We start from the raw sequence: 25,928 nt of genomic DNA, 5'->3' as shown, positions 1-25,928 counted from the left end.
GCCTCGTTAAGGAGGCGCCGTGCAGGGGGTGCTGAGCGGCTTCGCGGTGATCGCGGTGGTGATCGGCGTGGGATACGCGATCGGGCGGCGCGGATACCTCGGCGACCAGGGCCGCGAGGTCCTGACCAAGCTCGCCTTCCACGTGGCCTCCCCGGCCCTGCTGTTCACCACGCTCGCGCAGGCCGACCTGTCGGTGGTCTTCTCCACCCGTCTCCTGGTCACCGCGCTGAGCACGGCGGCGGTGGCCGGGGCGTTCGTCGCGGTCGGGGTCGTACGCCGGTGGGGAGTGGGCCGTACGACGATCGGCGCGCTGTGCGCCGGGTACGTCAACTCCGGCAACCTGGGCATCCCGATCGCGGTGTACGTCCTCGGGGACGCCTCGCTGGTGGCGCCGGTGCTGCTGTTCCAGCTGGTCGCGGTGACGCCGGTCGCGCTGACGGTGCTGGACCTGGCGTCCGGCGGCGCGAAGCGGCCCCTGTGGCAGCGGCTGCTGACGCCGCTGCGCAACCCGATCGCGCTCGGTTCGCTGGCCGGGGTGGCGGTGTCGGCGGCGGGGATCTCCGTGCCGGGGCCGGTCCTGGACCCGCTGACCCTGATCGGCAACATGTCCGTCCCGGCGGTGCTGCTCGCCTTCGGCATCTCGCTGCGGGGCAGCACACTGCCGCTGCGGGACGGGGAGCGGGCGCCGGTGCTGCTGGCGGTGGGGCTCAAGACCGTCGCCCAGCCGCTGATCGCCTGGGCGCTGGCGGCGGGGATCTTCGGCCTGCGGGGTGCGGCACTGCTCGACGTGGTGGTGACCTCGGCGCTGCCCGCCGCGCAGAACCTGTACACGTACGCGAGCACCTACCGGGTGGGCGAGGTGCTGGCACGGGAGGCGATCCTGCTGTCGACGGTGGTGTCGGTGCCGGGGCTGGTGGTGGTGGCGGCGGTGCTGGGGTGAGGCCGGGATCAGCCGAGGGGGAAGATCCCGGTGTCGAGGACCAGCTTGAACGGCTCGGGCAGGGTCAGCTCCTCGCCGTACTCGACGGAATCGAGTACGCGGTAGGTGCCGTTCCGCGGTTCCCCGTAGAGCGTCGCCGTGGGACGTCCTGAGTGCCAGGCGTCCAGCAGGAGGTAGAGCGGTACGCCCGCGACGGCGTAGCCGTGGGCCTTCTTGATGCGGTCGTGGTTCGCGTTGCTCCTGGACGTGACCTCGACGACGAGTTCGGCTTCGCCGGCGTGCACGCGCGTTCCGCGGCGCAGGGCCGCCCTCGGCACCACGCACAGGTCCGGCATGAAGAGGCCGCCCGTCTCCGGGCAGGCGAGGCCGAGTGTCTGGTAGACACCCCAGTCGTCCTGAATCGCTGTGTACAGGCGACGATGGACCAGCTCCGCGGCGTCGTTGTGGCTCTCGGACGGAGGAGGCGACACGGTGACGACCCCTTCGATGATCTCCACCTTGCTGCCCTCCGGAGCGTCCGTCTCCTCCCGGACACGGATGAGCTCGTCCCAGTCCGTGTTCCCAGGGGAACCGGACCCGGCGGCGAGTGCGCTCATGGCGGTCTCCCATCGGTCGTCACCGATCCCAGCATGCCGAACGGGACCGGTGGTGGTCCACCGATCCCGTTCACCCGAATGAGGAAACCGCAGGTCAGGCGATACGTTCCAGCACCACCGGGGACGGCGTGAAGGCCGTGCCGGGGGCCGCGATGTCGTAGGAGCCCGACACCGCCTCCAGCGCGTAGTCGAAGCGCTCCGGGGTGTCCGTGTGGAGGGTCAGCAGGGGCTGGCCCTCGGTGACGGTGTCGCCCGGCTTGGCGTGCAGCTCGACGCCCGCCGCCGCCTGCACCGGGTCCTCCTTGCGGGCCCGGCCCGCGCCCAGGCGCCAGGCGGCGATGCCGATGTCGTAGGCGTCGAGACGGGTGAGGACGCCGGAGGCGGACGCCTTCACCACGTGCTGCTCGCGGGAGGTGGGCAGGGCCGCGTCCGGGTCGCCGCCCTGGGCGGCGATCATGCGGCGCCAGACGTCCATCGCGGAGCCGTCGGCCAGCGCCTTCGCCGGGTCGGCGTCCTTCACGCCCGCCGCGTCGAGCATCTCGCGGGCCAGCGCGATCGTCAGCTCGACGACGTCCGCCGGGCCGCCGCCCGCCAGGACCTCGACCGACTCGCGGACCTCCAGCGCGTTGCCCGCGGTCAGGCCGAGCGGGGTCGACATGTCGGTGAGGAGCGCGACCGTCTTCACACCGCTGTCGGTGCCCAGGCCCACCATGGTGGAGGCCAGCTCGCGCGCGTCCTCGATGGTCTTCATGAAGGCGCCGGTGCCGACCTTGACGTCCAGGACCAGGGAGCCGGTGCCCTCCGCGATCTTCTTCGACATGATCGAGGAGGCGATCAGCGGGATCGCCTCGACCGTGCCGGTCACGTCCCGCAGCGCGTACAGCTTCTTGTCGGCGGGGGCCAGGCCGTCGCCCGCCGCGCAGATCACCGCGCCCGTGGTGTCCAGGACGTGCAGCATCTCCTCGTTGGAGAGCAGGGCGCGCCAGCCCGGGACGGACTCCAGCTTGTCGAGCGTGCCGCCGGTGTGGCCGAGACCGCGGCCGGACAGCTGCGGCACCGCCGCGCCGCAGGCCGCGACCAGCGGGGCCAGCGGGAGGGTGATCTTGTCGCCGACGCCGCCGGTGGAGTGCTTGTCGGCGGTCGGGCGGGAGAGCGAGGAGAAGTCCATGCGCTCGCCGGAGGCGATCATCGCGGCGGTCCAGCGGGCGATCTCCCGGCGGTTCATGCCATTGAGCAGGATCGCCATCGCGAGCGCGGACATCTGCTCGTCGGCGACCTCCCCGCGGGTGTACGCGTCGATGACCCAGTCGATCTGCTGATCGCTGAGTTCACCACGGTCCCGCTTGGTACGGATGACGGAGATGACGTCCATGGCCTGGCTTTCCTTCCGATGGTCCGGGAAGTGTCCGGGAAGTGCGCGGCCCCTCTGACCGGGTCTCGGTGCAGAGGGGCCGCGGCAGGAGTTACTTGGTGAGATGGTCCGGGCCGAAGGCCTGGGGCAGCATCTGCGCGAGGCGGAGGATGCCCGCCGGTGTCTCCAGGAGGAGCTCCGGGCCGCCGAACTCGTAGAGCAGCTGCCGGCAGCGGCCGCACGGGACGAGGATGTCGCCGTTGCCGTCGACGCAGGTGAAGTGCGTCAGCCGGCCGCCGCCGGTGCGCTGGAGCTCGGAGACCAGACCGCACTCGGCGCACAGGCCGAGGCCGTAGGAGGCGTTCTCCACGTTGCAGCCGGAGACCGTGCGGCCGTCGTCGACCAGGGCGGCGACGCCGACCGGGTAGCCCGAGTAGGGGGCGTACGCGTGGGACATCGCCTCCCGCGCCACCGACCGCAGGGCCTCCCAGTCGACGGTCACTTGCCCTGTCCCTTCCGGTACGGCAGACCGTCCGCCTTGGGCATCCGCAGCCGCTGCGCCGACAGGGCGAGGACGACCAGCGTGATGACGTACGGCGTGGCGGAGACGACCTGGTTCGGGACCTCGTTGGTGCCCGCGTACCAGAGGAAGACCAGCAGGCCGACGACCACGGTGATGCCGGCGGCGGTGTACTTCTTGCGGATCGCCAGCCAGATGGCACCGATCAGCAGGAGCAGCGCGGCGAGCAGCAGCAGCGCGTGGACGTTCTCGGAGCCGCCGCGCAGGTTGAGGCTGTCGGTGTAGCCGAAGAGCCCGGCGCCGAGGGCGAGGCCGCCCGGCATCCAGTTGCCGAAGATCATCGCCGCGAGGCCGATGTAACCGCGGCCGCTGACCTGGCCCTCCAGGTAGAAGGGGTTGGCCACGATGGACAGGAAGGCGCCGCCGAGGCCGGCCAGACCACCGGAGATGATCACGGCGATGTACTTGTACTTGTAGACGTTGACGCCGAGGGACTCGGCGGCGACCGGGTTCTCGCCGCAGGAGCGCAGCCGCAGGCCGAAGGCGGTGCGCCACAGGATCCACCAGGTGGCGGGGATCAGCGCGACGGCGATCAGGGTCAGCCAGGAGACGTTGGTGACCAGGCCGCCGAGCAGGCCGGCGATGTCGGAGATCAGGAACCAGCCCTGGTCGTTGAGGTCCCGCAGGGCGTCGGAGAGTCCCGGCACGGTGAAGTGGCCGAGGGAGTCGACCGCCGGGGACTGCTTGGCGGAGCCGCCCTGGTGGCCCTCGAAGGCGAGGGGGGCCAGGTAGCGGGTGGCGCCGAGGGCGAGGATGTTGATCGCCACACCGGAGACGATGTGGTTGACGTTGAAGGTGACGGTGACGAAGGCGTGCAGCAGACCGCCGATCGCGCCGCCGAGGATGCCGACGAGGACACCGGTCCACGGCCCCCACTGGAAGCCGGCCCAGGCACCGAACCAGGTGCCGAGGATCATCATGCCTTCGAGGCCGATGTTGACGACGCCGGCCCGCTCGGCCCACAGACCGCCGAGGCCGGCGAGGCCGATCGGCACGGCGAGCTGGAGCGCGGTGGACATCTGGCTGACGTTGGTGATGCCGTCGGCGCCGGTGATGATGCGGACCAGCGAGGTCAGCGCCAGGGCTCCGGCGATGACCAGCAGCAGCACGGGCCACGACATCCGGCGGCCGGTCGGGGCCGCGGGCTGCAGCGAGGGCTGGTTGACGTCGGTCGCGGTGGTCATCGGCCAGCCACCTCCTTCGTGTTGTTGGCGCCGAGCACGTGACCGGCGGCGAGTTCCGCGCCGACCCGGCGCTGCTGGCGGCGCAGGCCCCACTCACGGACGGCCTCGTAGGAGACGACGACCGAGAGGACGATCAGGCCCTGCATGATGACCGCGATCTCCTTGTCGTAGCCGTGGAAGTCCAGCTCGGGCGAGGCCTTGTCGAGCCAGGCCCACAGCAGGGCGGCGAACGCGATGCCGACGGGGCTGTTGCGGCCGAGCAGGGCGATGCCGATGCCGAGGAAGCCGATGCCGGTGGGGAAGTTCAGGCTGTAGGTGTGGGTGTCGCCCATCAGGATGGGCAGGCCCGCGAGACCGGCGAGGCCGCCGGAGATCAGCATGGCGGTGAGCACCATCCGCTTGGGGTCGACACCGCTGGCCGCGGCGGCGGTCTCGGAGGAGCCGGAGGCGCGCAGGTCGAAGCCGAAGCGGGTGCGGTTGAGGACGACCCAGTAGCCGATGCCGAGCAGGACGGCGAGGACGACCAGGCCGTAGATCTCGCCGGCCGCGCCGAGGTCGATGCCGGGGATCCAGCCGGACTCGTGCATCTCGCCGGTGGTGTTGTTGTTGCCGACCTTGACGCCGAAGACGTCCGGCAGCCACAGGTAGGCGATGACGGAGGTGGCGATCGCGTTGAGCATGATCGTCGCCACCACCTCGCTGACGCCGCGGGTGACCTTCAGGACACCGGCGATGCCGGACCAGAAGGCGCCGGTGAGGACCGCGGTGAGCAGCAGCAGCGGGACCTGGAGGACGGCCGGCAGGTCGGCGTGGGCGCCGACGATGGCGGCCATCATGGCGGCGAGCTGGTACTGGCCGTCGACACCGATGTTGAACAGGTTCATCCGGAAGCCGATGGCCACCGCGAGGGCCGCGATGTAGTACAGCGTGGCCTGGTTGATGATCCGGACCTGGATGTCGGAGAAGGTGGCCTGCTCGAACATCACGGCGAACGGCTCGACCGGGTTCTTGCCGGAGGCGAGCAGCACGATGGCGCTGAGCGCGAAGGCCACGGCGAGCGCGATGACCGGTCCGGCCACCGCGAGGAGCACGCGCTCCTTGTCGAACTTCTTCATCAGCGGGCCTCGTCTTCCGTACCCGGGCCGTCGGTCGGGGTCTCTTCGTGGGCGAGGTGGCCGGTGGCGGCGCCCGTCATGGCGGAGCCCAGCTCCTCGGGGGTGATCGTCGCCGGGTCGGCGTCCGCGACCAGCTTGCCGTTGTAGATCACCCGCAGGGTGTCGGACAGGCCGATCAGCTCGTCCAGGTCGGCGGAGATCAGCAGCACGGCCAGGCCCTCGCGGCGGGCCTCGCGGATGTGGTCCCAGATCGCGGCCTGCGCGCCGACGTCCACACCGCGGGTGGGGTGGGCGGCGATCAGGAAGCGCGGCTTGTGGCTCATCTCGCGGCCGACGATCAGCTTCTGCTGGTTGCCGCCGGAGAGGGAGGCCGCGGTGACGTCGATGCCCGGGGTGCGGACGTCGTACTCCGTCACGATGCGGCGGGTGTCCTCCTGGGCCGCCTTCGGGTCCAGCCAGACGCCCTTGGCGTTGGGCTTCTCGGTGACGTGGCCGAGGATGCGGTTCTCCCAGAGCGGGGACTCCAGGAGCAGACCGTGGCGGTGGCGGTCCTCGGGGATGTAGCCGATGCCCTGCTCACGGCGCCTGCGGGTGGCCCAGGCGGTGATCTCCTCGGTCTCCAGCGTGATGGTGCCGGAGTCGGCGTGCCGCAGGCCGATCAGCGCGTCGACCAGCTCGGTCTGGCCGTTGCCCTCGACGCCGGCGATGCCCAGGACCTCGCCCGCGTGGATGGTGAAGCTGATGTCGTCCAGGACGGCCTTGCCGCCGGGGGCGACCAGGCGCAGCTTGTCGACGGTGAGCACCGGGCGGTCGGTGACCGTGGACTCGGCGGTCTCCGGCGTGGGCAGTTCGCTGCCGACCATCATCTCGGCGAGCTGGCGCGGGGTGGTCTCGGACGGGACGGCCGTGCCCACGGTGGTGCCGCGGCGGATGACGGTGATGTCGTCGGCGACCGAGAGGACCTCGCCCAGCTTGTGGGAGATGAAGATGACCGACAGGCCCTCGGACTTCAGCTCGCGCAGATTCTCGAAGAGCGCGTCGACCTCCTGCGGCACGAGCACCGCGGTCGGCTCGTCGAGGATCAGGGTGCGGGCGCCGCGGTAGAGGACCTTGAGGATCTCCACGCGCTGGCGGGCGGCGACGCCGAGCTCCTCGACCAGCAGGTCGGGGCGCACGTCGAGGCCGTAGCGCTCGGAGATCTCCTTGATCTTGCGGCGGGCCTTGCCGCCGATGCCGTACAGCTTCTCGCTGCCCAGCACCACGTTCTCCAGCACGGTCAGGTTGTCGGCCAGCATGAAGTGCTGGTGGACCATGCCGATGCCGCGGACGATGGCGTCGGCCGGGGACGAGAAGGAGACCTGCTCGCCGTCGATCGCGATGGTGCCCTCGTCCGGCTTCTGCATGCCGTAGAGGATCTTCATCAGCGTCGACTTGCCGGCGCCGTTCTCGCCCACGAGGGCGTGGACGGTGCCCTTGCGGACGGTGAGGTGGATGTCGTGGTTGGCCACGACACCGGGGAATCGCTTGGTGATCCCGGCGAGTTCGACGGCGGTCGCCTGACCGTTGACCGCCGCTCCGGCCGGAGGGCTGCTGGACGCGTTGATGGCGCACTCTCCTGGGGACGGGGGCCGTCTACGCGCGTAGCGCCCCTACGGCATTCGAAGGGGCCGACGCACCGCGACAACGGGGTACGAGGAGCAGCCTCCCCGTACCCCGTCGAGCGGACGTAACCCCGTGGTTACACGCTGCTCAGGGTGTAGCTCTTCAGCTGCTCTTGACCTTGATCTCGCCGCTGATGATCTTCTCCTTGGCGGTTTCGACGGCCTTCTGGACCTCGGCGTCGTCCGCGAACTTCGGGTTGGAGTTCGACAGGCTCACCTCACCGGACTTCAGATCGCCACGAACGATACCGGTCTGGGGCTTGCCGTCCTCGACCGACTGCGCCAGGTTGTAGACCGCCTTGGCGACGTCCTTCATCGCCGAGGTGAGGATCGAGTCCTTGTACGCGGCGAGGGCTTCCTGGTTGTACTGGTCGGAGTCGACACCGATCGCCCACACCTTGTTGGCGGCGGCGGCCTCGATCACGCCCTGGCCGGACAGACCGGCGGCCGCGTAGACGACGTCCGCCTTCTTCTCGATCTGGCCCTCGGCGGCCGTCTTGCCCTTGTCGGGGCTGGAGAAGCCACCCTCCTCGGCCGTCTGGGTGAGGTACTGGGAGAGGACCTTGACCTTCGGGTCGGTGTCCTTGACGCCCTGCTCGAAGCCCGCCTGGAACTTGTGGATCAGCGGGATGTCCACGCCGCCCACGAAGCCGACGGTGTCGGTCTTGGTGGACTTGGCGGCGGCGACACCGGCCAGGTACGACGCCTGCTCCTCGGAGAAGACCAGGTCGGCGACGTTCTTCGCCTCGACGGTGGAGTCGTCCACGATGCCGAAGGTGGTGTCCGGGTACTTCTCCGCGGCGCCCTTGACGGCGGCGGCGTACGCGTAGCCGACACCCACGACCGGGTTGTAGCCCTGCTTGGCCAGGGACTCCAGGCGCTGCTGCTTGTCGGCGTCGGTCTCGCCCTCGGTGGGCTCGATGTCGGCCGTCTCGTAGCCGAACTCCTTCTTCGCCTGCTCCAGACCGGCGTACGCGGCGTCGTTGAAGGACTGGTCGCCCTTGCCGCCGACGTCGTACGCGATGGCGAGGCCCTTGTCGCTGTCCGAGGACGACGAGCCGCTCTCGGTCGAGGTGCCGCCGCAGGCGGACAGAGCGAGGGCGAGGGAGGCGGTCGCTGCGCCCGCGACCGCGAGGCGGGAAACCCGGCGCATGTGTGGTGCTCCTGTCGTACTGGCTGCCCCGGAGTTCCCGGGTTCGCCCAGCGCCGCACGGTTCAGCATCGGCGCTGGCTTCGCCGCAGATTAACGCGCGTAGACCTGCCTGAAAACCCCTTCTGTCCACCTTGTTATCCGGCCGTGGCCAACGCCACGAATCGGACGGCGGCGGGCTCGCCGACCGCGAACGGGGGGTGGCGGTGGGTGACCTCCGGGCTGACCTGGGGCGGGACGGCGAAGCGGGCGGGCACCGTGGGGTGCCCGCCCGCTTCAAGTGGGTTCGTTCCGGTTCGCCGGATCAGGCGGCGGAGCGGCTCGCGACGTCGGCCGTCACTCGGTGTCGACCTTGATGTCGCCGTTGATGATGGCCTCCTTGGCCTTGTCCACGGCCTCCGACAGGCCCTCGACCTTGGCGAACTCGGGGTTGGTCTCGGCCAGGCCGACGCCGTTCACCTTCAGGTCGAAGGTCTGGGTGCCGGTCAGCGGCTTGTCGTCCTCGACGGACTTGGCCAGCGCGTAGACCGCGCCGCCGACGTCCTTGAGGGCGGAGGTCAGGATGTACTCCTTGTACGCCCCGAGCGCTTCCTGCTGGTACTGGTCGGAGTCCACGCCGATCGCCCAGACCTTCGCCTTGGCGGCGGCCTCGATGACACCCTGGCCGGAGAGACCCGCGGCCTGGTAGATCACGTCCGCGTTCTTCTCGATCTGGCCCTCGGCGGCGGCCTTGCCCTTGTCCGGGCTGGAGAAGCCGCCCTCTTCCGCGGTCTGGGTCAGGTACTGCGAGATGACCTCGACATCGGCGTTGGTGTCCTTGACGCCCTGCTTGTAGCCGGCCTCGAACTTGTGGATGAGCGGGATGTCCACGCCGCCGACGAAGCCGACGGTGTCCGTCTTGGTGGCCTTGGCGGCGGCGACACCGGCGAGGTAGGAGGCCTCCTGCTCGGCGAAGACCAGGGAGGCGACGTTGTCGCCCTCCACGACGGAGTCGACGATGCCGAAGGTGGTGTCGGGGTAGTCCTTGGCGACGGCCTCCATCGCGGGGCCGTACGCGAAGCCGACACCGATCACCGGGTTGTAGCCCTGCTTGGCCAGGGAGGCCAGGCGCTGCTCCTTGTCGGCGTCGGTCTCGCCCTCGGTGGGCTCGATGTCGGCGGTCTTGTAGCCGAACTCGTCCTTGGCCTTCGTCAGACCGGCGTAGGCGGCGTCGTTGAAGGACTGGTCGCCCTTGCCGCCGATGTCGTACGCGATGGCGAGGCCGAGGTCTTCCTTGGTCCCGTCGCCGCTGCCGCCTTCACTGCTGGTGCCGCCGCAGGCCGTGGCAGCGAGTGCGAGCGACGCGACCCCCACCGCGACGCGGGTCAGTTTGGATATCCGACGCATCTGAAGTTCCCCATTCTCCACAGCCCCGCAGTGGGTGCTCAGTTCGGCGCACATTAACGCGCGTAGACACTCCAGGGAACGGGGTTCCGCATGGCCGTTATCCATTCGTGCCGGTGGCCGGTTACGTCCTTGTGAACCACCGCACCGAAAGGTGTGCTTGGGACATCTCCAGGCTGCCTCGCGACCACGCGGGACACAAGCGGGATGGGCCGATGGGGTGTCTGCGCGGACTTGCGTCGGCGGTCGGCGCGGGGGCTCCGTGCGGGGGCCACCCGCATCCGGCGACGCCGGCGCGGCCGGCGCGCGGGCTGCCAGGCGACCGTCGGTGGTGGGTGTACGGCCGGGCGGCAGCGCGCTCGGGGCAGTGCGGTGGGCACCCGCACGGCCGAGGGCGCCGGGGCACGGCCGTCGACGGCGGACGCCTCGCCGGGCCACCCGTGCCCGGCGACGAGAAGAGCCGAGGGCGGTAGCAAGGGTTCCGGGGCTCGCGCCCGTGAGCGGGGTCGGCCGCGCGGCCGGGCGCAGACTGTCCCGGAGTCGGCAGGCTCAGCCACCCTCACCGGGGCCGCGCGGGCCGGTGCGTGCCGCCCGCAGCCGCCGGAGGTGGACGTACAGCCGGACCGCCGACGGCGGGCGCGGCGCCCGGGCCACCCGCACCCAGCGGCAACAACCGCGCGGGCGGCTCGGCGGGCACCCGCTGAGCCGAAGGCCGTACCGACGTCTCCGCGGGTCGGGCCCGTGAGCCGGGTGGCCACGCGCGCGGCCAGGGGCAGTCGTCCCGCAGCCGCCGACAGCGGACGTGCGGCCCCGCCGCCGACCGTCCGCCCCCACCCGCCGTAGGCCTGCTCCGGCCGGTGGGAGGGTCAGCGTTGGCCGTCGAGCAGGGCTGCCGCGGTGAAGAGTTCCACGCCGACGGTGATGGCGTGCTCGTCGACGTCGAAGTCGCCCTGGTGGAGGTCGCGGACGGCGCGCTCGCCGGGGGTGCGGACGCCGAGGCGGGCCATGGCGCCTGGGACGTGCTCCAGGTACCAGGAGAAGTCCTCGCCGCCGAGGCTCTGCTCGGTGCCCTCGATGGAGTCCAGGCCGCGGCGGATGGTCATGGCGTCCCGGAGAAGTTCGGTGACGGCGGGGTCGTTGACCACGGGCGGGACGCCGCGGACGTAGTTGATCTCGGACTTGGCCCGGTGCAGGCCGGCGACCTCGTCGATCGCGGCGTGGACGATGTCCGGCGCCTGCCGCCAGGCCTCGATGTCGAGGCAGCGGACGGTGCCGGCCAGCTCGGCGTGCTGGGGGATGACGTTGGGCGCGTGGCCCGACTCGATGCGGCCCCAGGTGACGGAGAGGCCGCTGCGGGCGTCGACGCGCCGGGCGACGATCGCCGGGACGTCGGTGACCACCCGTGCCGCCGCGGTGACCAGGTCGGTGGTCAGGTGCGGCCGGGCGGTGTGGCCGCCGGGGCCGTCGAGGGCGATCTCCAGCCGGTCGCAGGCCGAGGTGATGGGCCCGTGCCGCAGCCCGATGCGCCCGGCGTCGACGCGCGGGTCGCAGTGCACGGCGAGGATCCGCGCGACCCCTTCGAGGGCTCCGGACTCGATGGCCTCCGCGGCGCCGCCGGGCAGGACCTCCTCGGCGGGCTGGAAGAGCAGCCGGACCGGCTGCGGCAGCAGGCCCTGCTTGTGCAGCTCGGCGAGGACCAGCCCGGCGCCGAGGACGACGGTGGTGTGGACGTCGTGGCCGCAGGCGTGGCAGCGGTCGGGCACCGTGGAGCGGTAGGCGCACTCGGTCTTGGCGTCCGGGATGGGCAGCGCGTCGATGTCGGCGCGCAGGGCCAGCATCTCGGGGCCACCGCTCCACTCACCGCCGTCGGCGCCGATGTCACAGACGAGGCCGGTGCCGACCGGGAGGACCCGGGGCTTGAGCCCGGCCCTCTCCAGGCGCGCCTTGATCGCCGCGGTGGTGCGGAACTCCTGAAAGCCCAGTTCGGGGTGCATGTGCAGATCGCGGCGGAACGCGATCAGCTCGGCACGCAGGGGCTCCGGAAGGGTGCCGGGCAGCACGGCTTCCTCGGAGAGATCGGCCTCGGACTCCAGTGACATCAGTTGCTTCACCCTCTGAAGGGTAGGACGCCCGGACGGCCAACTGACCCGAGATCAACAAAAGTTCAGCCCGTTAGGGGATGAAAACCTGGCCGCCGAACGCATAGGTACCGGGTGCGGTGGGTAAACTCGCGCGGCTCGGGCGCCCGCGACGACCGTCCGGGCCGGTGCAGAACCCACCCACCTCTCCACGGATACCACGCCCTGCCCCACCCACGCTCAACTGTTCACCCACCGGACCATGACCACGGCAGGTGTGACCGGCATCTCTCCAGGTCCGGCCCTGCGGTCCGCCGCGCCCCGGACCGCCCGTGTCCTAGACCGCCCGCACCATCGACAGCCGGTGCACGTCCCGTGCCGTTCCCGTCACGCCGTCCAGGAAGCCCTGGGCGCGCGGGGAGGCGGTGCGGGTGAGCCAGGCGGGGTCGATGTCGCAGACGGCGACACGGACGTCGGTGCCGACGAGGGCGAGCGGGAGGGTGTGCACGACCGTCGAAGGAAAACTGAGGATCGTACGGCCGATCGGGCCGCGCCGGGCTATCAGCTCCAGCGGAAGGTCCGGGCGGACCACCTCCAGGCCGGTCTCCACGGCCAGCCGGTGCAGCTTGTCCGCGCTCTCGCGGCGGTGGGCGAAGTACCGCAGGGCGCCGTGGGTGCGCGCCAGCGCGTGCACGGCGGCCAGATAGCGGTCGCCGTCGACGACGCCGGTCTCGACCAGCGAGGTGCCGACCATGTCGGCGCCCTTGGTGATGCGGGGCGGGCCGAAGCGGGCCCGGGTCCAGGAGAAGTCGTTGGACCGGACGGTCACCCCGCCCGGGGTCTCCTCGATGGGCATGGAGGAGAAGACCTCGACGCGCCGGTGCTCGGCCGGGGTGAGGCGCCGCCGGGCGGAGGCGGAGACCGGGGCGAAGGCCAGGTCGCGCGGGCCGGGGCGGGTGCCCTTGCGGTGCCAGCGGACCAGCCGCTCGCCGCGGGCCAGCTGGGTGACGAACTCCATGGTGGCGGTGCCGTCGTCCACGACCACCAGGTCGCGGGCGCGGGTGATGGTCAGCAGCAGCTGGACGTAGCGCGAGAAGGGGTCCCCCATGACGATCCGCTCGGCGCGGCGCAGCGGTCCGGTCAGCCCGCCGACGGTCTGGAAGGGTGCCAGCGCGCCGCCGCGCGCCTCCTCCCAGCGGACCTGGTGGCCCTCCTGGCGGGCCAGCTCGGCCATCCGGCGCAGCTGGCCGCGGGTCATCGGGTCGACGGGCGACAGGACCACCAGGGTGAGCCCCGCGCCGGGCGCGTGGGCGTGCGCCCACTCCAGCACGTTCAGCAGCTGTACCGGACTCTCGACGAAGGCGAGGGTGGCGGAGCCGGCGCTGTGGCCGGCCTTTCCGGCGCGGGGGCTCATCGGCGTACGACCGTCCCGTCGGATGGGGGGTGGTGAGGGTCGGGCGGGGTCAGACGGTCAGCGGCTCGCCCGCGGCCGCGGCGATCTCCGCCTCGGCGACCACACCGGTGACGCGGCGCAGCTTCTTCATCGGGCCCAGCTCGGAGTCGTAGACCTTCTTGACGCCGTCGCCGAGGGAGGCCTCGATGGTGCGGATGTCGCGGACGAGGCGCTGAAGGCCCTGCGGCTCGACGGAGGCGGCCTGGTCGGAGCCCCACATCGCGCGGTCGAGGGTGATGTGGCGCTCGACGAAGACGGCGCCGAGGGCGACGGCGGCGAGGGTGGTCTGCAGGCCGGTCTCGTGGCCGGAGTAGCCGATCGGGACGTTCGGGTACTCCTTCTCCAGCGTGTTGATCACGCGGAGGTTCAGCTCCTCGGCCTTGGCCGGGTAGGTGGAGGTGGCGTGGCAGAGCAGGATGTTGTCGCTGCCGAGGACCTCGACGGCGTGCCGGATCTGCTTCGGGGTGGACATGCCGGTGGAGAGGATGACCGTGCGGCCGGTGGCGCGCAGGGCGCGCAGCAGCTCGTCGTCGGTGAGGGAGGCGGAGGCCACCTTGTGGGCGGGGACGTCGAACTTCTCCAGGAAGGCGACGGCCTCGGTGTCCCACGGGGAGGCGAACCAGTCGATGTTCTTCGCCTTGCAGTGGTCGTCGATGGCGCGGTACTCGTCCTCGCCGAACTCCACGCGGTGGCGGTAGTCGATGTAGGTCATCCGGCCCCAGGGGGTGTCGCGCTCGATGTCCCACTGGTCGCGCGGGGTGCAGATCTCCGGGGTGCGCTTCTGGAACTTGACCGCGTCGCAGCCCGCCTCGGCGGCCACGTCGATCAGCTTCAGGGCGTTCTCCAGCTCGCCGTTGTGGTTGATGCCGATCTCGCCGGTGATGTAGACGGGGCGGCCGGGGCCGGCCTCGCGCGAGCCGAACGAACGCAGGCGGGAGTTGGTGCTCATGGCAGGACGTTCCTTACTGGGTGAGGGGAGCGAGCGAGTCGAGAGAGGGTCCGAGGAGCCAGCCGGCGATCTCTCGGATCGCGCCGTCGCCACCGTGGACGGTGGTGACCGCGCGTGCGGCGCCGCGGACGACGTCGTGGGCGCCGGCGACCGCGACGGGCCAGCCGACGAGGGCGAAGCAGCCCAGGTCGTTGACGTCGTTGCCGACGTAGAGCACGCGCTCCGGCGCGATGCCCTGTTCCTCGCACCACTGCTTGAGCGCGAGGTCCTTGCGGTCGATGCCGTGCAGCACCGGGAGCTTCAGCTTCCGGGCCCGGGCGGCGACGACCGGGTTCTGTTCCGTGGACAGGATCAGCAGTCTCAGGCCCGACCGGCGCAGGGCCGCGATGCCGAGGCCGTCGCCGCGGTGCACGGAGACGAGTTCCCGCCCGTCGGAGTCGATCAGCACCCGGTCGTCGGTCTGGGTGCCGTCGAAGTCGAGGACGACCGCGTCGATGTCGCCGGCGGTCGGGAGCGCGCCGGGCCTGTCCGCGTCGAAGAGCGGCGCGAGGGCGCGGGCGCGGGCGAGGTCGTGCGGGTCGTCGATCTCCAGCACGCGCGCGGGGTCGGTGCGCACCAGTTCGGTACGGCCGAAGAAGCGGTGCTGGTGCTTGCGGAAGCCGGCCGCCTCCATGGCGTAGGCGGCGCCGGTCTCCAGCAGGTCCTGGGGGCGGTCCTGGCGGCGGGGGCGGAAGGACTTGTCGTGGTTGACGCCGAAGCCGCCCCCGCCGAACCCGCCCTCGCCGGAACCGCCTTCACCGAAGTCGGCCGCGTCGGCGGCGTCGCGCCAGACGAAGCCGTGGAAGGGCGCCACGGTCACCGCGGTGTCGGCGCCGTTCTCCACGACCGCCGCCGCGACCCCGTCGACGTCCTCGCGGACCAGGAACGGGCTGGTGCACTGGACGAGCAGCACCACGTCGACCGGGGAGCCGTGCAGCGCCTCGTGGGCGTCCACGGCGTGCAGCACGGCCGCCTCGGAGGTGGCGGTGTCGCCGGCGATGGCGGCGGGGCGCAGCACGACCTCGGCGCCGGCCGCGCGCGCGGCGGCGGCGATGGCCTGGTCGTCGGTGGAGACCACGACGTCGGTCACCAGCCGGGCCGCCCGGCATTCGCGGACCGCGCGGGCGACCAGCGGGACGCCGCCGACCGGGGCGAGGTTCTTCGCGGGTACGCCCTTGGAGCCGCCGCGGGCGGGGATCACCGCGAGCACCCGGCGCACGGTGGCGCCGTCGCCCGCTTGCGGATGGGACATGGGCTCTACTCCTTGGGGTGAGGTCGCGCGGCTCACAGCTCGCCCATCCGCCGGATCACGGGGGCCACGCGCTGCACGCCGTGCCGGTAGGCGCCGCGGGCCGCCCGGCGGACGATCTGCCGGACCGGTCCGGGATCCCGGTCGGAGGCGGGGGCGCCGGGCAGCGGGGTGCCGTCGGGGCCGAGGTGGTGGCGGGCGAGGATGCCGGGCAGATAGCCGGGGGCGGTCGCCGGGGTGTAGTACGGCGTGAGCGGCGGCAGCGTGTCCGAGGCCAGCAGCGCGGCGATGCGTGCGCGGGCCGCGTCGAAGGCGGTGGCGTACCCGCCGTCGGCCGCCACGCCCTGGCGGGCCACCCAGCCGGGGTCCGGCGTGGGCCGGTGGCCGGCGTCGAGCTGGTCCCAGGAGGCGAGGCAGCCGGAGCCGGTGAAGTGGTGGTTGCCGAGCGCCTCGCGCACGCCGAGGTCGGTGAGGACGACGGTGGGGATACGGCGGTGCAGGGACTCGAGCGCGGCCGTGGAGCTGACCGTGACCAGCAGGTCGGTGCGGTCCAGGACCTCGCCCATGTTGCCGTACACCAGGCGGAAGTTGGGCGGTGGGTCGAGCTTCTGCGCCAGCTTCTGGTAGGGCAGTTCCTCGATGTGGGTGGTGTGTTCGCCGGGCTTGGAGCGCAGCTTCAGCAGCACCTCGCGGTCGGGGTGCAGCCGGGCGTGCCGGACCAGGCGCTCCAGCAGGTAGGTGCGGTCCTTGCGGCTGTCGGGGACGGACGGCTGGGCGGCGAAGACGACCGTGTAGGGCCTGCGCCCTTGCTTCGCAGAGGGGTCGTGCGCGCCGGTGTAGGGCGCGCCGCCGAGGAACGGCAGGGCCACCTCGGTGACGGCGGAGGAGTCGGCGCCGACACCGTCGTAGACGGCCTGGAAGCGTTCGGCGTCCTGGCGGGAGTTGGCGAGCACGAGGTCCGCGCCGTGCCGCAGCAGCAGGCCGTCGGCGAGCTTCTCGTAGACGACGCCGACGTAGCCGGTGACGACGACGGGCCGCCGCGGGCGGTCCTCCCACACCCGCTTCAGTCCGTGCAGCATGGCCTGCACACCGCCGCCGACCAGGGCGAGGACGATGACGTCGTAGGGCTCCTTCGCCATGGCGCGCAGGAACTCGACGGCGGTGACCTCGCGCAGGGAGTCGGCGCGCACGCCCACCTCGGCCAGCTGGCGGGGGGTGGGGGTGGCCCGGCCGCGCAGCAGGAATCCGTCCAGGACCGGGGCGGCTTGCGCGGCGCCGGCGGCGGCTTCCGTGGACGGGGCCGGGACGATGCGGTCCGCGGTCAGGGCACCCCATTTCCATCGGGTGTCCGAGTCCGCGAGTACGGCGATCCGTCGGGGCTTCGGTGTACTTGGTGGCACGCCGAAGACGCTAGGAATGAATTCCGAGTTGCGGCCCAACCGCGACTCAACAAAAAGTTAACAGCGCCCCACCGAGAGCCGAACTGGCCTGTCGGAGGCCAGGAAATACGCGGCATGCACCGTTCCGACACATGGAGTTCACCCCTTGTACCGGCCGCGGAAAGTTGTGCGGCCGGGCCGCCTCCTAGGCTTTCTCGAGTGCCAAAGCTTTCCGTGATCGTGCCGTTCTACAACGTGCAGCAATACGCGCCGGACAACCTCAGAAGCCTTCGCGCGAATGCCCGGTCGGACTTCGAGTTCATCCTGGTGGACGACAAATCCAAGGATGAGACACCGGTCATTCTCGAACGCGCGGCCAAGGAGCTCTCCGAGGTCGCCGAGGTGCGCTGCGTCCACCGGGAGGAGAACGGCGGACTCGCCACCGCCCGCAACACCGGCCTCGATGTGGCGACCGGCGAGTACCTCGCCTTCCTGGACGGGGACGACTGGCTCGCCCCCGGCTATCTGAGCGAACTGGTGGCGGCCGCCGAGGGCCTGGGCTGCGACTTCGTCCGCACCGACCACGTCCAGGCGACCGCGCGGGCCCGTACCGTGCACCGGGCGCCGGTCGGGCGGCGCGACGAGGTGCTGGACCCGCGCGAGGCGATCCTGCCCGCCGACCGGACGACCTCGGTGGACTACGCCTACGCCTGGGCCGGCGTCTTCCACCGCAGGCTGCTCGACAAGGGCCTGCTGCACTTCACCGACGGGCTGCGCACGGCCGAGGACCGGCCGTGGATCTGGAAGCTGCACCGGGAGGCGGAGTCCTTCGCGGTGGTGAGCCTGCTCGGGGTGTTCTACCGGCGCGGGGTCGCCAGTTCGCTCACCCAGATCGGTGACGTCCGCCAGCTCGACTTCATCCGCGCCTTCGACCAGGTGATCGAGGAGACCGCCGCGGACCCCGATGCCGACCGGCTGCTGCCGAAGGCGGTGCGCACCTACTGCGCGATCATCGCCCACCATCTGTCGGAGATCGACAAGTTCGAGCCGGCCGTGGCCAGGCAGCTGCGCGTGCTGAGCGCGGCGGCGATCAAGCGGCTGCCGCAGGACGCGCTCGGTGACGTGCTCGACACCATGGACCTGCGCCGGGCCTCGACGCTGCGGCGGCTGCGGCGCCGGGTCACCACAGCGAAGGCGGCCGCCTGATGTCCCGTACCACCCAGATCTTCTGTGTCTCCACGCTGTACGGCGCCGCCACGCTGGCCGCCGCGATCGAGTCGGACTGCTTCGAGGCGGCGGACCGCCGGGTCCTGCTGGTGTTCAACAACGCCGCGACGCCGGAGACCACCCCGGCGGTGGACGAGATGCCGGGCTTCGGCGGGCTGCGCGAGCACTTCGACGACGTGGTGTCCTTCAACGAGGCGATCCGGCCCTTCCACCCGGGTGCCTGGCAGCCCCGCCCCGACGACCTGCCGCTGTTCGAGCGTCACTTGCGGCTGCTGTGGGGGCTGGGCGAGGACCGGGTGGAGCTGGTCCTGGAGTCGATCCAGGTCAGCCCGGCGCTGACGGTGGCGCAGATCTTCACCGGCGCGCCGATCCACGTCTACGCCGACGGCCTGATGAGTTACGGTCCCACCCGCAACAAGCTCGACCCGCTGGTCGGCACCCGGGTGCGGCGGCTGCTCCATCTGGACCTGGTGCCGGGTCTGACGCCGCTGCTGCTGACCGAGTTCGGGGTGCCGCCGCAGGTGGTGCCGGCGCAGGCGTTCCTGAAGGTGCTGAGCCGGCTGACCGGTTCGCTGCCGGAGCTGCCCGCGCTGCCGGCGGACGCGGCGCTGCTGCTCGGCCAGTACCTGTCCGCACTGAAGATCCTCTCCGCCAAGGAGGAGGAGGACCTGCATGTGCGGATGATGCGGGGCGCGGTGGCGCGCGGGCACCGGAGCATCGTCTTCAAGCCGCATCCGACCGCCCCGGCGAGCTACAGCCGCGCGCTGGAGAGCGAGGCGGAGAAGCTGGGCGTGGAGCTGACCGTGCTGGACACTCCGGTGCTGGCGGAGGTGCTGTTCGAGCGGGCGGCGCCGGCCCTGGTGGTGGGCTGCTTCTCGACCGCGCTGTTCACGGCCGCCGCGTTCTACGGTCTGCCGGTGGCCCGGATCGGCACCGAGCCGCTGCTGGACCGGCTGACGCCGTACCAGAACAGCAACCGGATCCCGGTGACGCTGGCGGACGCGCTGCTGCCGCCGCTGGAGGGCGCGGCGGAACCGCTCGCCGGGGAAATGCTGGCCGGGCTGGTCACCGCGGTCGGCTTCACCATGCAGCCGCAGCTCCAGGCGAGCCTGCGGCCGACGGCGGAGCGGTTCCTGGCGGCGCACTACGGGCCGGGCGTCCAGCGCTACTTCAAGCGCAAGCGGCTCACGTCGCTGGGCCTGCCGGGCGGCATCCCGGAGCGGCTGGCCTTCCTGCCGAACAACGCGACGGCACGCCGGGTGGTACGCCGGGCACGGGCGCTGCGGAAGGCGGTCGGGCGCTAGGCCACGATGGGGTGAACACGGGAGCAAGACCAGGAAAACAACGGCGAACCGCCAGGTTACTCCGTTGATTCCATGATGGGGTGGCGTCGATGACCCTAGGATCCTAGATCCCAAGGATCACGGACGCCGTCCCACCCGACCTCGTGAGGCACCCATGACCAAGCTCGGCCGGCTCTATCCGATGCTCGACAGCGTCAAGCTGCCGGACAACCTGCCCTACACCCAGGTCAGCACCTGGGAGCTGCAGTTCCTCTACCTGGTCGGCCGCCACGTCCTCACCGGCGAGGACCGGATCGTGGAACTCGGCTCCGGCGGCGGCGGATCGACGTACGCGCTCGCGCTCGGGCTGCACGAGTCGCCGGTGTTCGACGAGCGGACCGGACGGCTGCACGCGTACGACTTCTTCCGCGTCGGCAAGGGCACCTTCGCCACCGAGAAGTTCTTCGACGGCGGCGCGGCACCGGCGGGCGACAACTCGTTCCTGGACGACTTCAAGGGCCGGCTGGGGCCGTTCCTGCCGTTCCTGGAGATCCACGCCGGCGATCTGTGGCAGACCTCCGACCCGGACGACCACTCCCCCGTCGAGTTCCTGCACATCGACATAGCCAAGACGGCCCGCGTCTTCCGCTGCGTCTGCGAGCGGTTCCTCACCCGGCTGCGGCCGGGCTCCGTCGTCCTGCACCAGGACTTCGCCGGGCCGCGGCTGCCATGGCTGCACTGGAGCACCGGCGCCCTGCTGCCCTACATCGAGATCGCCGGACCGCCCGTCCGCTCCACCCTCGCCTTCGAGGTGACCCGGCCGATCCCGCAGGAGGTGCTGACGGCGATCGGCGAGGACTCCTTCCCGTACGAGCGGAAGCTGGAGCTGATCTCGGCCGTGCAGGAGCGGATCGACCGCGACCACACCGGCGGCATCCCGTTCCGGTCGGTGCTGGAGCTGTCCAAGGCGTACGTCGCGCACTACGACGGACGCCACCGGCAGGCCTGGTCGATCGCGCGGCGGCTCACCGGCGACGAGTACCTCGCCCGTACCCGCGCCGACCATTTCAAGCAGTTGAAGACGGCGTACGACAAGGAGGCCTCGCCGCTGGTCAAGCTGGTCCGCAAGGCCGTCGGACGCTGAGCCGGGCCCCCACGGGTGTGGGGGCCCTGCCGTCGTCAGCCGCCCAGGAGCGTGCGCAGCTCGGCCGCGTTCTCCTGGGTGATCCGCCACAGCTCGCGCTGCCGGCCGTGCACGTCGGCGACGGTCGCGGCGTGGTCCGCGAGCAGATCGCGGGAGCGCTCGACGAGGACCGCGGCGAGGTCGCGGTCGTGCACGGACACGCCCCACTCGGGCCGCTCGATGTCCCGCAGGAAGTACGCCATCTTCGGGTGCGAGATCAGACTGATGATCGGCGTGCCGCAGCCGAACGGGATCATGCCCGCGTGGCCGCGCATGCCGATGACCAGCTTGGTGCGCGCGTACAGGTCGCGGATCTCGTCGTTCTCGAAGTCGTACATCGGGATGACCGGCATCGAGATGCCGTGCTCGCGGCGCAGGTCGAAGGCGATCCGCTCGTCGTCGAGGGAGTGCGCCACGCACTGGACCTCGGCCAGATCGCCGAGTTCCCGCACGGCCTTGGCCATCTGCGCCAGGAAGTAGCCGTAGTCGTGGCCGAAGCGCAGGGCGGCGCGGTCGTAGGCGGCGTTGATCAGGATGGTGTCGTCGCGCTTCGCCGGGTCCTGCCAGCCGTCGACCAGCTGGCGGGTGACCGTGGTGGGACACGGCTGGAAGCGCACCTTGTCGTGCAGGTGGGCCGGGAGCATGGCGCGCACCTTCTCGATGGAGCCGTGGTTGCGCAGGCCGAAGAAGGCCGACTTCTCCACCAGCAGGCGCAGCGACTCCCGGAACCGGTGGGCGCGGTAGGACTGGCCGTCGAAGGCGTTGAAGCCGACGGCGTAGACGGCGATGGGCACCTCGATGCGCTTCATCAGCTCGTCCGGCACGTTCCACTGCCAGGCGCTGTTGCCGTTGGGCATGGTGTCCGGGATGAACAGGCCGCCGCCGCCGATGACCAGGCCGCGCCGGGCGTTGACCCGCTCCAGGGCCGCCTCGTCGAAGAGGCGGTGGGCGTGCACGGAGTGCCAGCGGCGGCCGGTGGTGTCCGCGTCGAAGGCGAGCCGCACCGACTCCGGGAGCAGCTTGTCGCCCGCGTTGCCCTGCCGGTCCATGTAGAAGGCGACGTGTGCCAGCTGCTCGGCGGGGCTGCCGTTCTGCTGGCTGGGCATGCCGAGGGTGCGCTGGTGCCAGATCCGGCTGGCCCGGTGGGTGGGGTCGACGGTGAGGCCGGACAGGGCGTACTTCTGCGCGGTCGCGTCGTCGCCGTGCACCCAGGAGATCTGGGCGAGGCGGGCGAAGGCGGTGGCGGCGCGGTTGGGCGCGGAGGTGGCGAGCAGCAGCTGGGCGCGGGCCTCCTCGTAGCGGGAGACGCTCATCAGGGCGTGGCCGTAGACCTCGTGCGGCCAGGCCTCGTCGACGGGGACGTGGACGCGCTCCATGATGTCGACGGCGGCCTGGTAGTCGCCGGCGCCGATGTGCGCGAGGGCGACCTTGCGGGCGGTGTCGACGTCGCCGGTGCGCTCCACGTGCGGGGTGCCGAAGTGCACCAGCAGGTCGCGGTGCGGGGAGCCGCCGCGGGCGAGGAAGGCGGTCCGCAGCGCGGTGTCGCTCAGGTCGTACTCGCGCCAGCGCTCCTGTGCCTGGTCGTAGCCGGACTCGCCGCCCTGCCAGGGCTTGTGGCGGCCGGTGAAGTGCAGGATCGCGGTGTCGTCGGGGACCGGCAGGTCGCCGGAGAGGCGGCGCTTGACGAAGTTGTACTTCGCGTCGAGGCGGACGAAGTCGCCTTCGAGGAGCGCGTTGAGGATGCCCTGGTCGTGCTTGTCCAGCTCGTAGGAGCCGGAGCGGCCGATCGCGTCGATACGGGCGCAGAACTCGTCGGTCAGGTACTCCTTCTGGATGACGAGCAGACCGCTGTTGAGCTTGTGCTGGCCGTAGAAGAACTGCGGTACGGCGGCCAGGCCCTCGCGCAGGGCGAGCAGTTCGGCGATCGAGCCGAGGACCACCATGTCGGTGTCCAGGGTGATCACGGTGTCGTAGTCGCGGATCCTGAAGACGTCGAGGATGAAGTAGGCCTTGCGGACCAGGTAGTTGTCCTGGTCGCCCTTGACGTAGGAGTCGTAGCGGTCGGCGTCGACGCGGCGGAAGGTGACCCGTGGGTGCAGGGCCCGGATCTTCGCCACGGAGGCGGGACGCAGATCGTCGTGGAGGACGATGAAGTCCTCGCACACGCCGGGGTTGGTCAGGGCGAGGGAGCGCAGCAGGACGAGGAAGCCCGGCAGGTAGTTCTCGTCGACGAAGCTGGCGAAGGCGATCCGGCGCTTGCCGGTGAGGGCGCGGGCGTCGGTGGCCGGGGCCGCGGTGAGCGGCGTGGCGGCCGGTACGGCGGCGGATATGGGGGTCGTCATCGCAGGGAGATCCTCATGCCGGAGACGCTCTGGGCCCGTTCCATGACCCACGCCTTCTCGCTGGTGTATTCGTGCACGGATGTGATCGGCATCTTCATCGCCTCGGCGAGGCGGTAGGCGCCGCTCTCGTAGAAGTCGAACCCGATCAGGTCGAGGGTCGGGCTGACGTCGAGGAAGTCGAGCAGGAAGAGCATGTTGAAGCCGGAGGTGGGGATGGCCGGCCAGCGGTCGGTGCCCCACTTGCCGATGTTGCGCACCGGCCAGCGCAGCGACTCGTCGCCGAGGTGCTTCTGGGCGCCGGGCACCAGCCGGTTGCGCAGGGAGTACTTCCAGTCGCCGGAGATGCCGCCGAAGACGAGGCGGGTGTCGACCTGCTGGTCCCAGTTGAAGCCGTGCTTGTGGATGGTGGCGTGGATGTCGGTCCGCCTGCCGGTGTGCGCCGGGTCGATCTTGTACGAGTTGAAGCGCACCACCAGGTCGTAGCCGTCGATCTCGGCGCCGAGACCGCTCTCGCCGACCCGGCCCGAGTTGGCGATCAGGCAGATCGACCTGCCGGCGATCAGATTGCGGAACTCGCCCAGGCCGATCCACCGCACCCCGCCGAAGAGCGGGTCGGGCAGCGGCCCGCGCATGCGGTTGCGGCGCTGCTCGGCGAAGAGCGCGACGACCTCGGTGAGTTCGGGGGTGGGGCGGTGGCCGAAGCCGGTGGCCAGGTCCAGGTAGTGGCTCAGCGCCTCCTGGAACTCCTGCTCGGGGGCCTCGGCGCGGTCCAGGGCGACGAGTGCGCCGACCAGCAGGGCCTGGGCGCGCTCCCAGTCGCCGTCGGCGTGCGCGGCCAGGCCGTCGGCCCAGACGTCGGTGGCGGGGCCGTCGGCGTGCCGGGCGGCGTCCGGGACGGTGCGCCGGAGCAGGGCGAGCAGTTCGGTGCGGCGCTGCTCGGCGGTGCGCAGTCCGGCGACCTTGGCGCGGACGCCGAAGCCGTCCTCCTGGGTGAGGGCCAGGTAGCGCTCGAAGGCCTCGACGGCGGCGGCCGGGCGGCCCATGGCCTCCAGCAGCCGGCCGCGCAGCCGCCAGCCCGCGCGGGAGTTCTTGCGCTGCGTCAGCACGGTGTCGCTGATGAGCAGGGCCAGGTTCAGCTCGTCGTCGTAGCCGCAGTCCAGGGCCTTGTTGGCGACCGCGAGCAAGGCGTCGAGCAGGTCGTTGCCCAGTCCGCCGCCGGTGACCGCCTTGGCGCCGCGCCGGATCAGGCCGCCGGTGCCGCCGGGGGCGGGCTGGGGCTGCTCCTGCGCCCACAGGGCGAGCAGCCTGCGGAGCTGTTCGGCCAGCGCGACCCGGCGGTTGTCGAGGCTGCCGACCAGTTTGCCGCTGTGCACGGCGCAGGCGCGCAGGCAGTCCTCCAGCTCGGCCGGCGTGACCTGGGCGGTGGGCGGCCCGCCGTCCGTGGGCGCGGATGCCAGGTCCCCGGACCGGGGACGTGACCATCTGCTGCGAACCCTCGTCATGGTGCTCCTGCTGGAAAAGGAAAGGCAAGGATCTGCCAAGGAAAGTGGGGAAGGTTGGGGAACGCTAAGAAACCAATGCGAAGCGCAGGTGAACCGATCGGGTCGCGTGGGCAAATCGTGTTTCCGTCGAACAGAATTGCCAAGAAGTGCCTCTTAGGGTGGCGCTGTGGTCGAAACGATCCTCACCCCAGCGCAGTCCGCCCGTCCGGCGGCCGAGTCCCGGCGCGGCAGCGGCGGCGGCCGGCTGCGGGCCCTGGACGGACTGCGGCTGGCGGCCGCGTTGATGGTGGCGCTCTATCACTACGGCGGCCGGGGCGGCGAGGTCACCGCGGCCTGGGGTTCTTCCGCGAAACAGCAATTTCCCACGCTGCACTCGTGGTTCGCCTATGGCTGTCTCGGGGTCCAGATCTTCTTCGTGATCAGTGGATTCGTCATCTGCATGAGCGGCTGGGGCCGGCCGCTGCGCTCCTTCTTCGCCTCCCGGGTGGCGCGGCTGATGCCCTCGTACTGGGTGGCCGTGGTGCTGGTGACGGCGGTGTTCGCGCTGCCGGGCGTGGCGTTCGCGGCGGTCGCGCCGAGCGACGCGCTGCTGAACCTGACGTTGCTTCAGCAGCCGCTGGGCGCCGACCGGGTGCTCGGGGTGTGCTGGACGCTGTGGGTGGAGATCCGGTTCTACGCGCTGTTCGCGCTGTGCGTGGTGCTGCCGGGGGCGAGCCGGCGCCGGGTGGTGCTGTTCTGCGCGGTGTGGACACTGGCGGCGGCGATCGCCGACGCCGCCGGTGAGCCGCTGCTCGACCTGGTGCTGATGCCGAGTCACGCGCCGTTCTTCATCGGCGGCATCGGCCTCTACCTGCTGCACCGGGACCGGCGGGACGCCGTGGCGTGGGGGATCGTGGCGGTGAGCTGGCTGACCGGGCAGCACTACGCGGTGGCGGGCCTGTGGCACAGCCCCGGCCCCGGCCACTTCTCCTACCGCTCGGCCTCGGTGATCATCGCGATCGTCACCCTCGGCTTCCTCGCCGTGCTGGCGGTCGCGCTGGGCTGGCTGCGCCGGGCCGACTGGCGGTGGCTGACCACCGCGGGCGCGCTGACGTACCCGTTCTACCTGGTCCACGAGCATCTGGGCTGGGTGGCCATCGAGGTCTTCCACCAGCGGCTGGCGCTGCCGTCCTGGCTGACGCTCGGGGCCACGCTGCTGACGATGCTGGTGCTGGCGCGGCTGTTCAACCGGTGGGTGGAGGAGCGGGCGACGCCGTGGCTGCGGCGGTCGCTGGGCTGACGGCT

Annotated in this window: 20 protein-coding genes; 5 read left to right on the top strand and 15 right to left on the bottom strand. The window is 71.3% G+C overall.

The window, feature by feature from the left end; translation table 11 throughout:
• Positions 1-19: 19 nt before the first annotated feature.
• On the top strand, positions 20-940 hold the full coding sequence (locus ABT232_RS32185; protein ID WP_351846570.1) for an AEC family transporter: 921 nt from the start codon (positions 20-22) through the stop codon (positions 938-940).
• 8 nt (positions 941-948) lie between these two features.
• Here ABT232_RS32185 and ABT232_RS32180 read toward each other — a convergent pair whose 3' ends face one another.
• From ABT232_RS32180 to ABT232_RS32120, 13 genes are all read right to left on the bottom strand, one after another.
• Entirely contained in the window at positions 949-1,536 is a 588-nt protein-coding gene (locus tag ABT232_RS32180; protein ID WP_351846568.1) for a Uma2 family endonuclease, read from the bottom strand.
• 94 nt (positions 1,537-1,630) lie between these two features.
• Positions 1,631-2,908 (bottom strand): thymidine phosphorylase, encoded by a 1,278-nt coding sequence (locus ABT232_RS32175; RefSeq protein WP_351846566.1) that lies wholly within the window; start codon positions 2,906-2,908, stop codon positions 1,631-1,633.
• Between the two features lie 91 nt (positions 2,909-2,999).
• Positions 3,000-3,389 carry a cytidine deaminase gene (locus ABT232_RS32170; protein ID WP_351846564.1) on the bottom strand — a complete coding sequence of 130 codons (390 nt, stop codon included), beginning with the start codon at positions 3,387-3,389 and terminating at the stop codon, positions 3,000-3,002.
• A complete protein-coding gene (locus ABT232_RS32165; RefSeq protein ID WP_351846561.1) occupies positions 3,386-4,651 on the bottom strand; it encodes an ABC transporter permease in 1,266 nt (421 codons plus the stop codon). The genes ABT232_RS32170 and ABT232_RS32165 overlap by 4 nt, the downstream gene beginning before the upstream one ends.
• Entirely contained in the window at positions 4,648-5,766 is a 1,119-nt protein-coding gene (locus ABT232_RS32160) for an ABC transporter permease (protein WP_351846559.1), read from the bottom strand. The genes ABT232_RS32165 and ABT232_RS32160 overlap by 4 nt, the downstream gene beginning before the upstream one ends.
• The gene (locus ABT232_RS32155) at positions 5,766-7,370 is read right to left on the bottom strand and encodes an ABC transporter ATP-binding protein (protein WP_351846636.1); all 1,605 of its coding nucleotides are present in this window, start codon (positions 7,368-7,370) and stop codon (positions 5,766-5,768) included. Before ABT232_RS32155 ends, ABT232_RS32160 begins: the two co-directional genes overlap by 1 nt.
• Before the next feature lie 160 nt (positions 7,371-7,530).
• Positions 7,531-8,580 carry a BMP family lipoprotein gene (locus ABT232_RS32150; protein WP_351846557.1) on the bottom strand — a complete coding sequence of 350 codons (1,050 nt, stop codon included), beginning with the start codon at positions 8,578-8,580 and terminating at the stop codon, positions 7,531-7,533.
• A gap of 333 nt (positions 8,581-8,913) precedes the next feature.
• Positions 8,914-9,963 carry a BMP family lipoprotein gene (locus ABT232_RS32145; RefSeq protein WP_351846554.1) on the bottom strand — a complete coding sequence of 350 codons (1,050 nt, stop codon included), beginning with the start codon at positions 9,961-9,963 and terminating at the stop codon, positions 8,914-8,916.
• An 863-nt stretch (positions 9,964-10,826) separates the two neighbouring features.
• Positions 10,827-12,059 (bottom strand): M20 family metallopeptidase, encoded by a 1,233-nt coding sequence (locus ABT232_RS32140; protein ID WP_351846634.1) that lies wholly within the window; start codon positions 12,057-12,059, stop codon positions 10,827-10,829.
• 316 nt (positions 12,060-12,375) lie between these two features.
• Positions 12,376-13,452: a hypothetical protein gene (locus tag ABT232_RS32135; RefSeq protein WP_351846551.1), complete on the bottom strand. Its 1,077-nt coding sequence runs from the start codon at positions 13,450-13,452 to the stop codon at positions 12,376-12,378.
• A 49-nt stretch (positions 13,453-13,501) separates the two neighbouring features.
• Complete coding sequence (locus ABT232_RS32130) at positions 13,502-14,440, bottom strand: N-acetylneuraminate synthase family protein (RefSeq protein WP_351846549.1); 939 nt, start codon at positions 14,438-14,440, stop codon at positions 13,502-13,504.
• A 13-nt stretch (positions 14,441-14,453) separates the two neighbouring features.
• Entirely contained in the window at positions 14,454-15,731 is a 1,278-nt protein-coding gene (locus ABT232_RS32125) for a cytidylyltransferase domain-containing protein (protein WP_351846546.1), read from the bottom strand.
• A 32-nt stretch (positions 15,732-15,763) separates the two neighbouring features.
• A complete protein-coding gene (locus tag ABT232_RS32120) occupies positions 15,764-17,128 on the bottom strand; it encodes a DUF6716 putative glycosyltransferase (RefSeq protein WP_351846544.1) in 1,365 nt (454 codons plus the stop codon).
• Positions 17,129-17,326: 198 nt separating this feature from the next.
• Between ABT232_RS32120 and ABT232_RS32115 the strand changes: the two genes are divergently transcribed.
• From ABT232_RS32115 to ABT232_RS32105, 3 genes are all read left to right on the top strand, one after another.
• Complete coding sequence (locus ABT232_RS32115) at positions 17,327-18,313, top strand: glycosyltransferase family 2 protein (protein ID WP_351846541.1); 987 nt, start codon at positions 17,327-17,329, stop codon at positions 18,311-18,313.
• On the top strand, positions 18,313-19,638 hold the full coding sequence (locus tag ABT232_RS32110; RefSeq protein WP_351846539.1) for a polysialyltransferase family glycosyltransferase: 1,326 nt from the start codon (positions 18,313-18,315) through the stop codon (positions 19,636-19,638). Before ABT232_RS32115 ends, ABT232_RS32110 begins: the two co-directional genes overlap by 1 nt.
• A 154-nt stretch (positions 19,639-19,792) precedes the next feature.
• On the top strand, positions 19,793-20,761 hold the full coding sequence (locus ABT232_RS32105; protein WP_351846538.1) for a class I SAM-dependent methyltransferase: 969 nt from the start codon (positions 19,793-19,795) through the stop codon (positions 20,759-20,761).
• Positions 20,762-20,796: 35 nt separating this feature from the next.
• Here ABT232_RS32105 and ABT232_RS32100 read toward each other — a convergent pair whose 3' ends face one another.
• On the bottom strand, positions 20,797-23,142 hold the full coding sequence (locus ABT232_RS32100; protein ID WP_351846536.1) for a glycosyltransferase: 2,346 nt from the start codon (positions 23,140-23,142) through the stop codon (positions 20,797-20,799).
• Positions 23,139-24,644, bottom strand: coding sequence for a hypothetical protein (locus tag ABT232_RS32095; protein WP_351846533.1), 1,506 nt, complete (start codon positions 24,642-24,644; stop codon positions 23,139-23,141). The genes ABT232_RS32100 and ABT232_RS32095 overlap by 4 nt, the downstream gene beginning before the upstream one ends.
• 166 nt (positions 24,645-24,810) lie before the next feature.
• Between ABT232_RS32095 and ABT232_RS32090 the strand changes: the two genes are divergently transcribed.
• Positions 24,811-25,923 carry an acyltransferase family protein gene (locus ABT232_RS32090; RefSeq protein ID WP_450872035.1) on the top strand — a complete coding sequence of 371 codons (1,113 nt, stop codon included), beginning with the start codon at positions 24,811-24,813 and terminating at the stop codon, positions 25,921-25,923.
• Positions 25,924-25,928: the final 5 nt, after the last annotated feature.

The organism is Streptomyces sp. NPDC001532, assembly GCF_040298625.1.
GTDB lineage: Bacteria > Actinomycetota > Actinomycetes > Streptomycetales > Streptomycetaceae > Streptomyces.
Note: the sequence above shows the minus strand (reverse complement) of the source record. Positions and strands in the feature narration are given on the sequence as shown.

Coding starts and splice junctions, on each gene's coding strand:
- ABT232_RS32180 (WP_351846568.1), bottom strand. CDS start 1,536: ATGAGCGCACTCGCCGCCGGGTCCGGTTCCCCTGGGAACACGGACTGG.
- ABT232_RS32175 (WP_351846566.1), bottom strand. CDS start 2,908: ATGGACGTCATCTCCGTCATCCGTACCAAGCGGGACCGTGGTGAACTC.
- ABT232_RS32165 (WP_351846561.1), bottom strand. CDS start 4,651: ATGACCACCGCGACCGACGTCAACCAGCCCTCGCTGCAGCCCGCGGCC.
- ABT232_RS32160 (WP_351846559.1), bottom strand. CDS start 5,766: ATGAAGAAGTTCGACAAGGAGCGCGTGCTCCTCGCGGTGGCCGGACCG.
- ABT232_RS32150 (WP_351846557.1), bottom strand. CDS start 8,580: ATGCGCCGGGTTTCCCGCCTCGCGGTCGCGGGCGCAGCGACCGCCTCC.
- ABT232_RS32145 (WP_351846554.1), bottom strand. CDS start 9,963: ATGCGTCGGATATCCAAACTGACCCGCGTCGCGGTGGGGGTCGCGTCG.
- ABT232_RS32140 (WP_351846634.1), bottom strand. CDS start 12,059: ATGTCACTGGAGTCCGAGGCCGATCTCTCCGAGGAAGCCGTGCTGCCC.
- ABT232_RS32135 (WP_351846551.1), bottom strand. CDS start 13,452: ATGAGCCCCCGCGCCGGAAAGGCCGGCCACAGCGCCGGCTCCGCCACC.
- ABT232_RS32130 (WP_351846549.1), bottom strand. CDS start 14,440: ATGAGCACCAACTCCCGCCTGCGTTCGTTCGGCTCGCGCGAGGCCGGC.
- ABT232_RS32125 (WP_351846546.1), bottom strand. CDS start 15,731: ATGTCCCATCCGCAAGCGGGCGACGGCGCCACCGTGCGCCGGGTGCTC.
- ABT232_RS32110 (WP_351846539.1), top strand. CDS start 18,313: ATGTCCCGTACCACCCAGATCTTCTGTGTCTCCACGCTGTACGGCGCC.
- ABT232_RS32105 (WP_351846538.1), top strand. CDS start 19,793: ATGACCAAGCTCGGCCGGCTCTATCCGATGCTCGACAGCGTCAAGCTG.
- ABT232_RS32100 (WP_351846536.1), bottom strand. CDS start 23,142: ATGACGACCCCCATATCCGCCGCCGTACCGGCCGCCACGCCGCTCACC.
- ABT232_RS32095 (WP_351846533.1), bottom strand. CDS start 24,644: ATGACGAGGGTTCGCAGCAGATGGTCACGTCCCCGGTCCGGGGACCTG.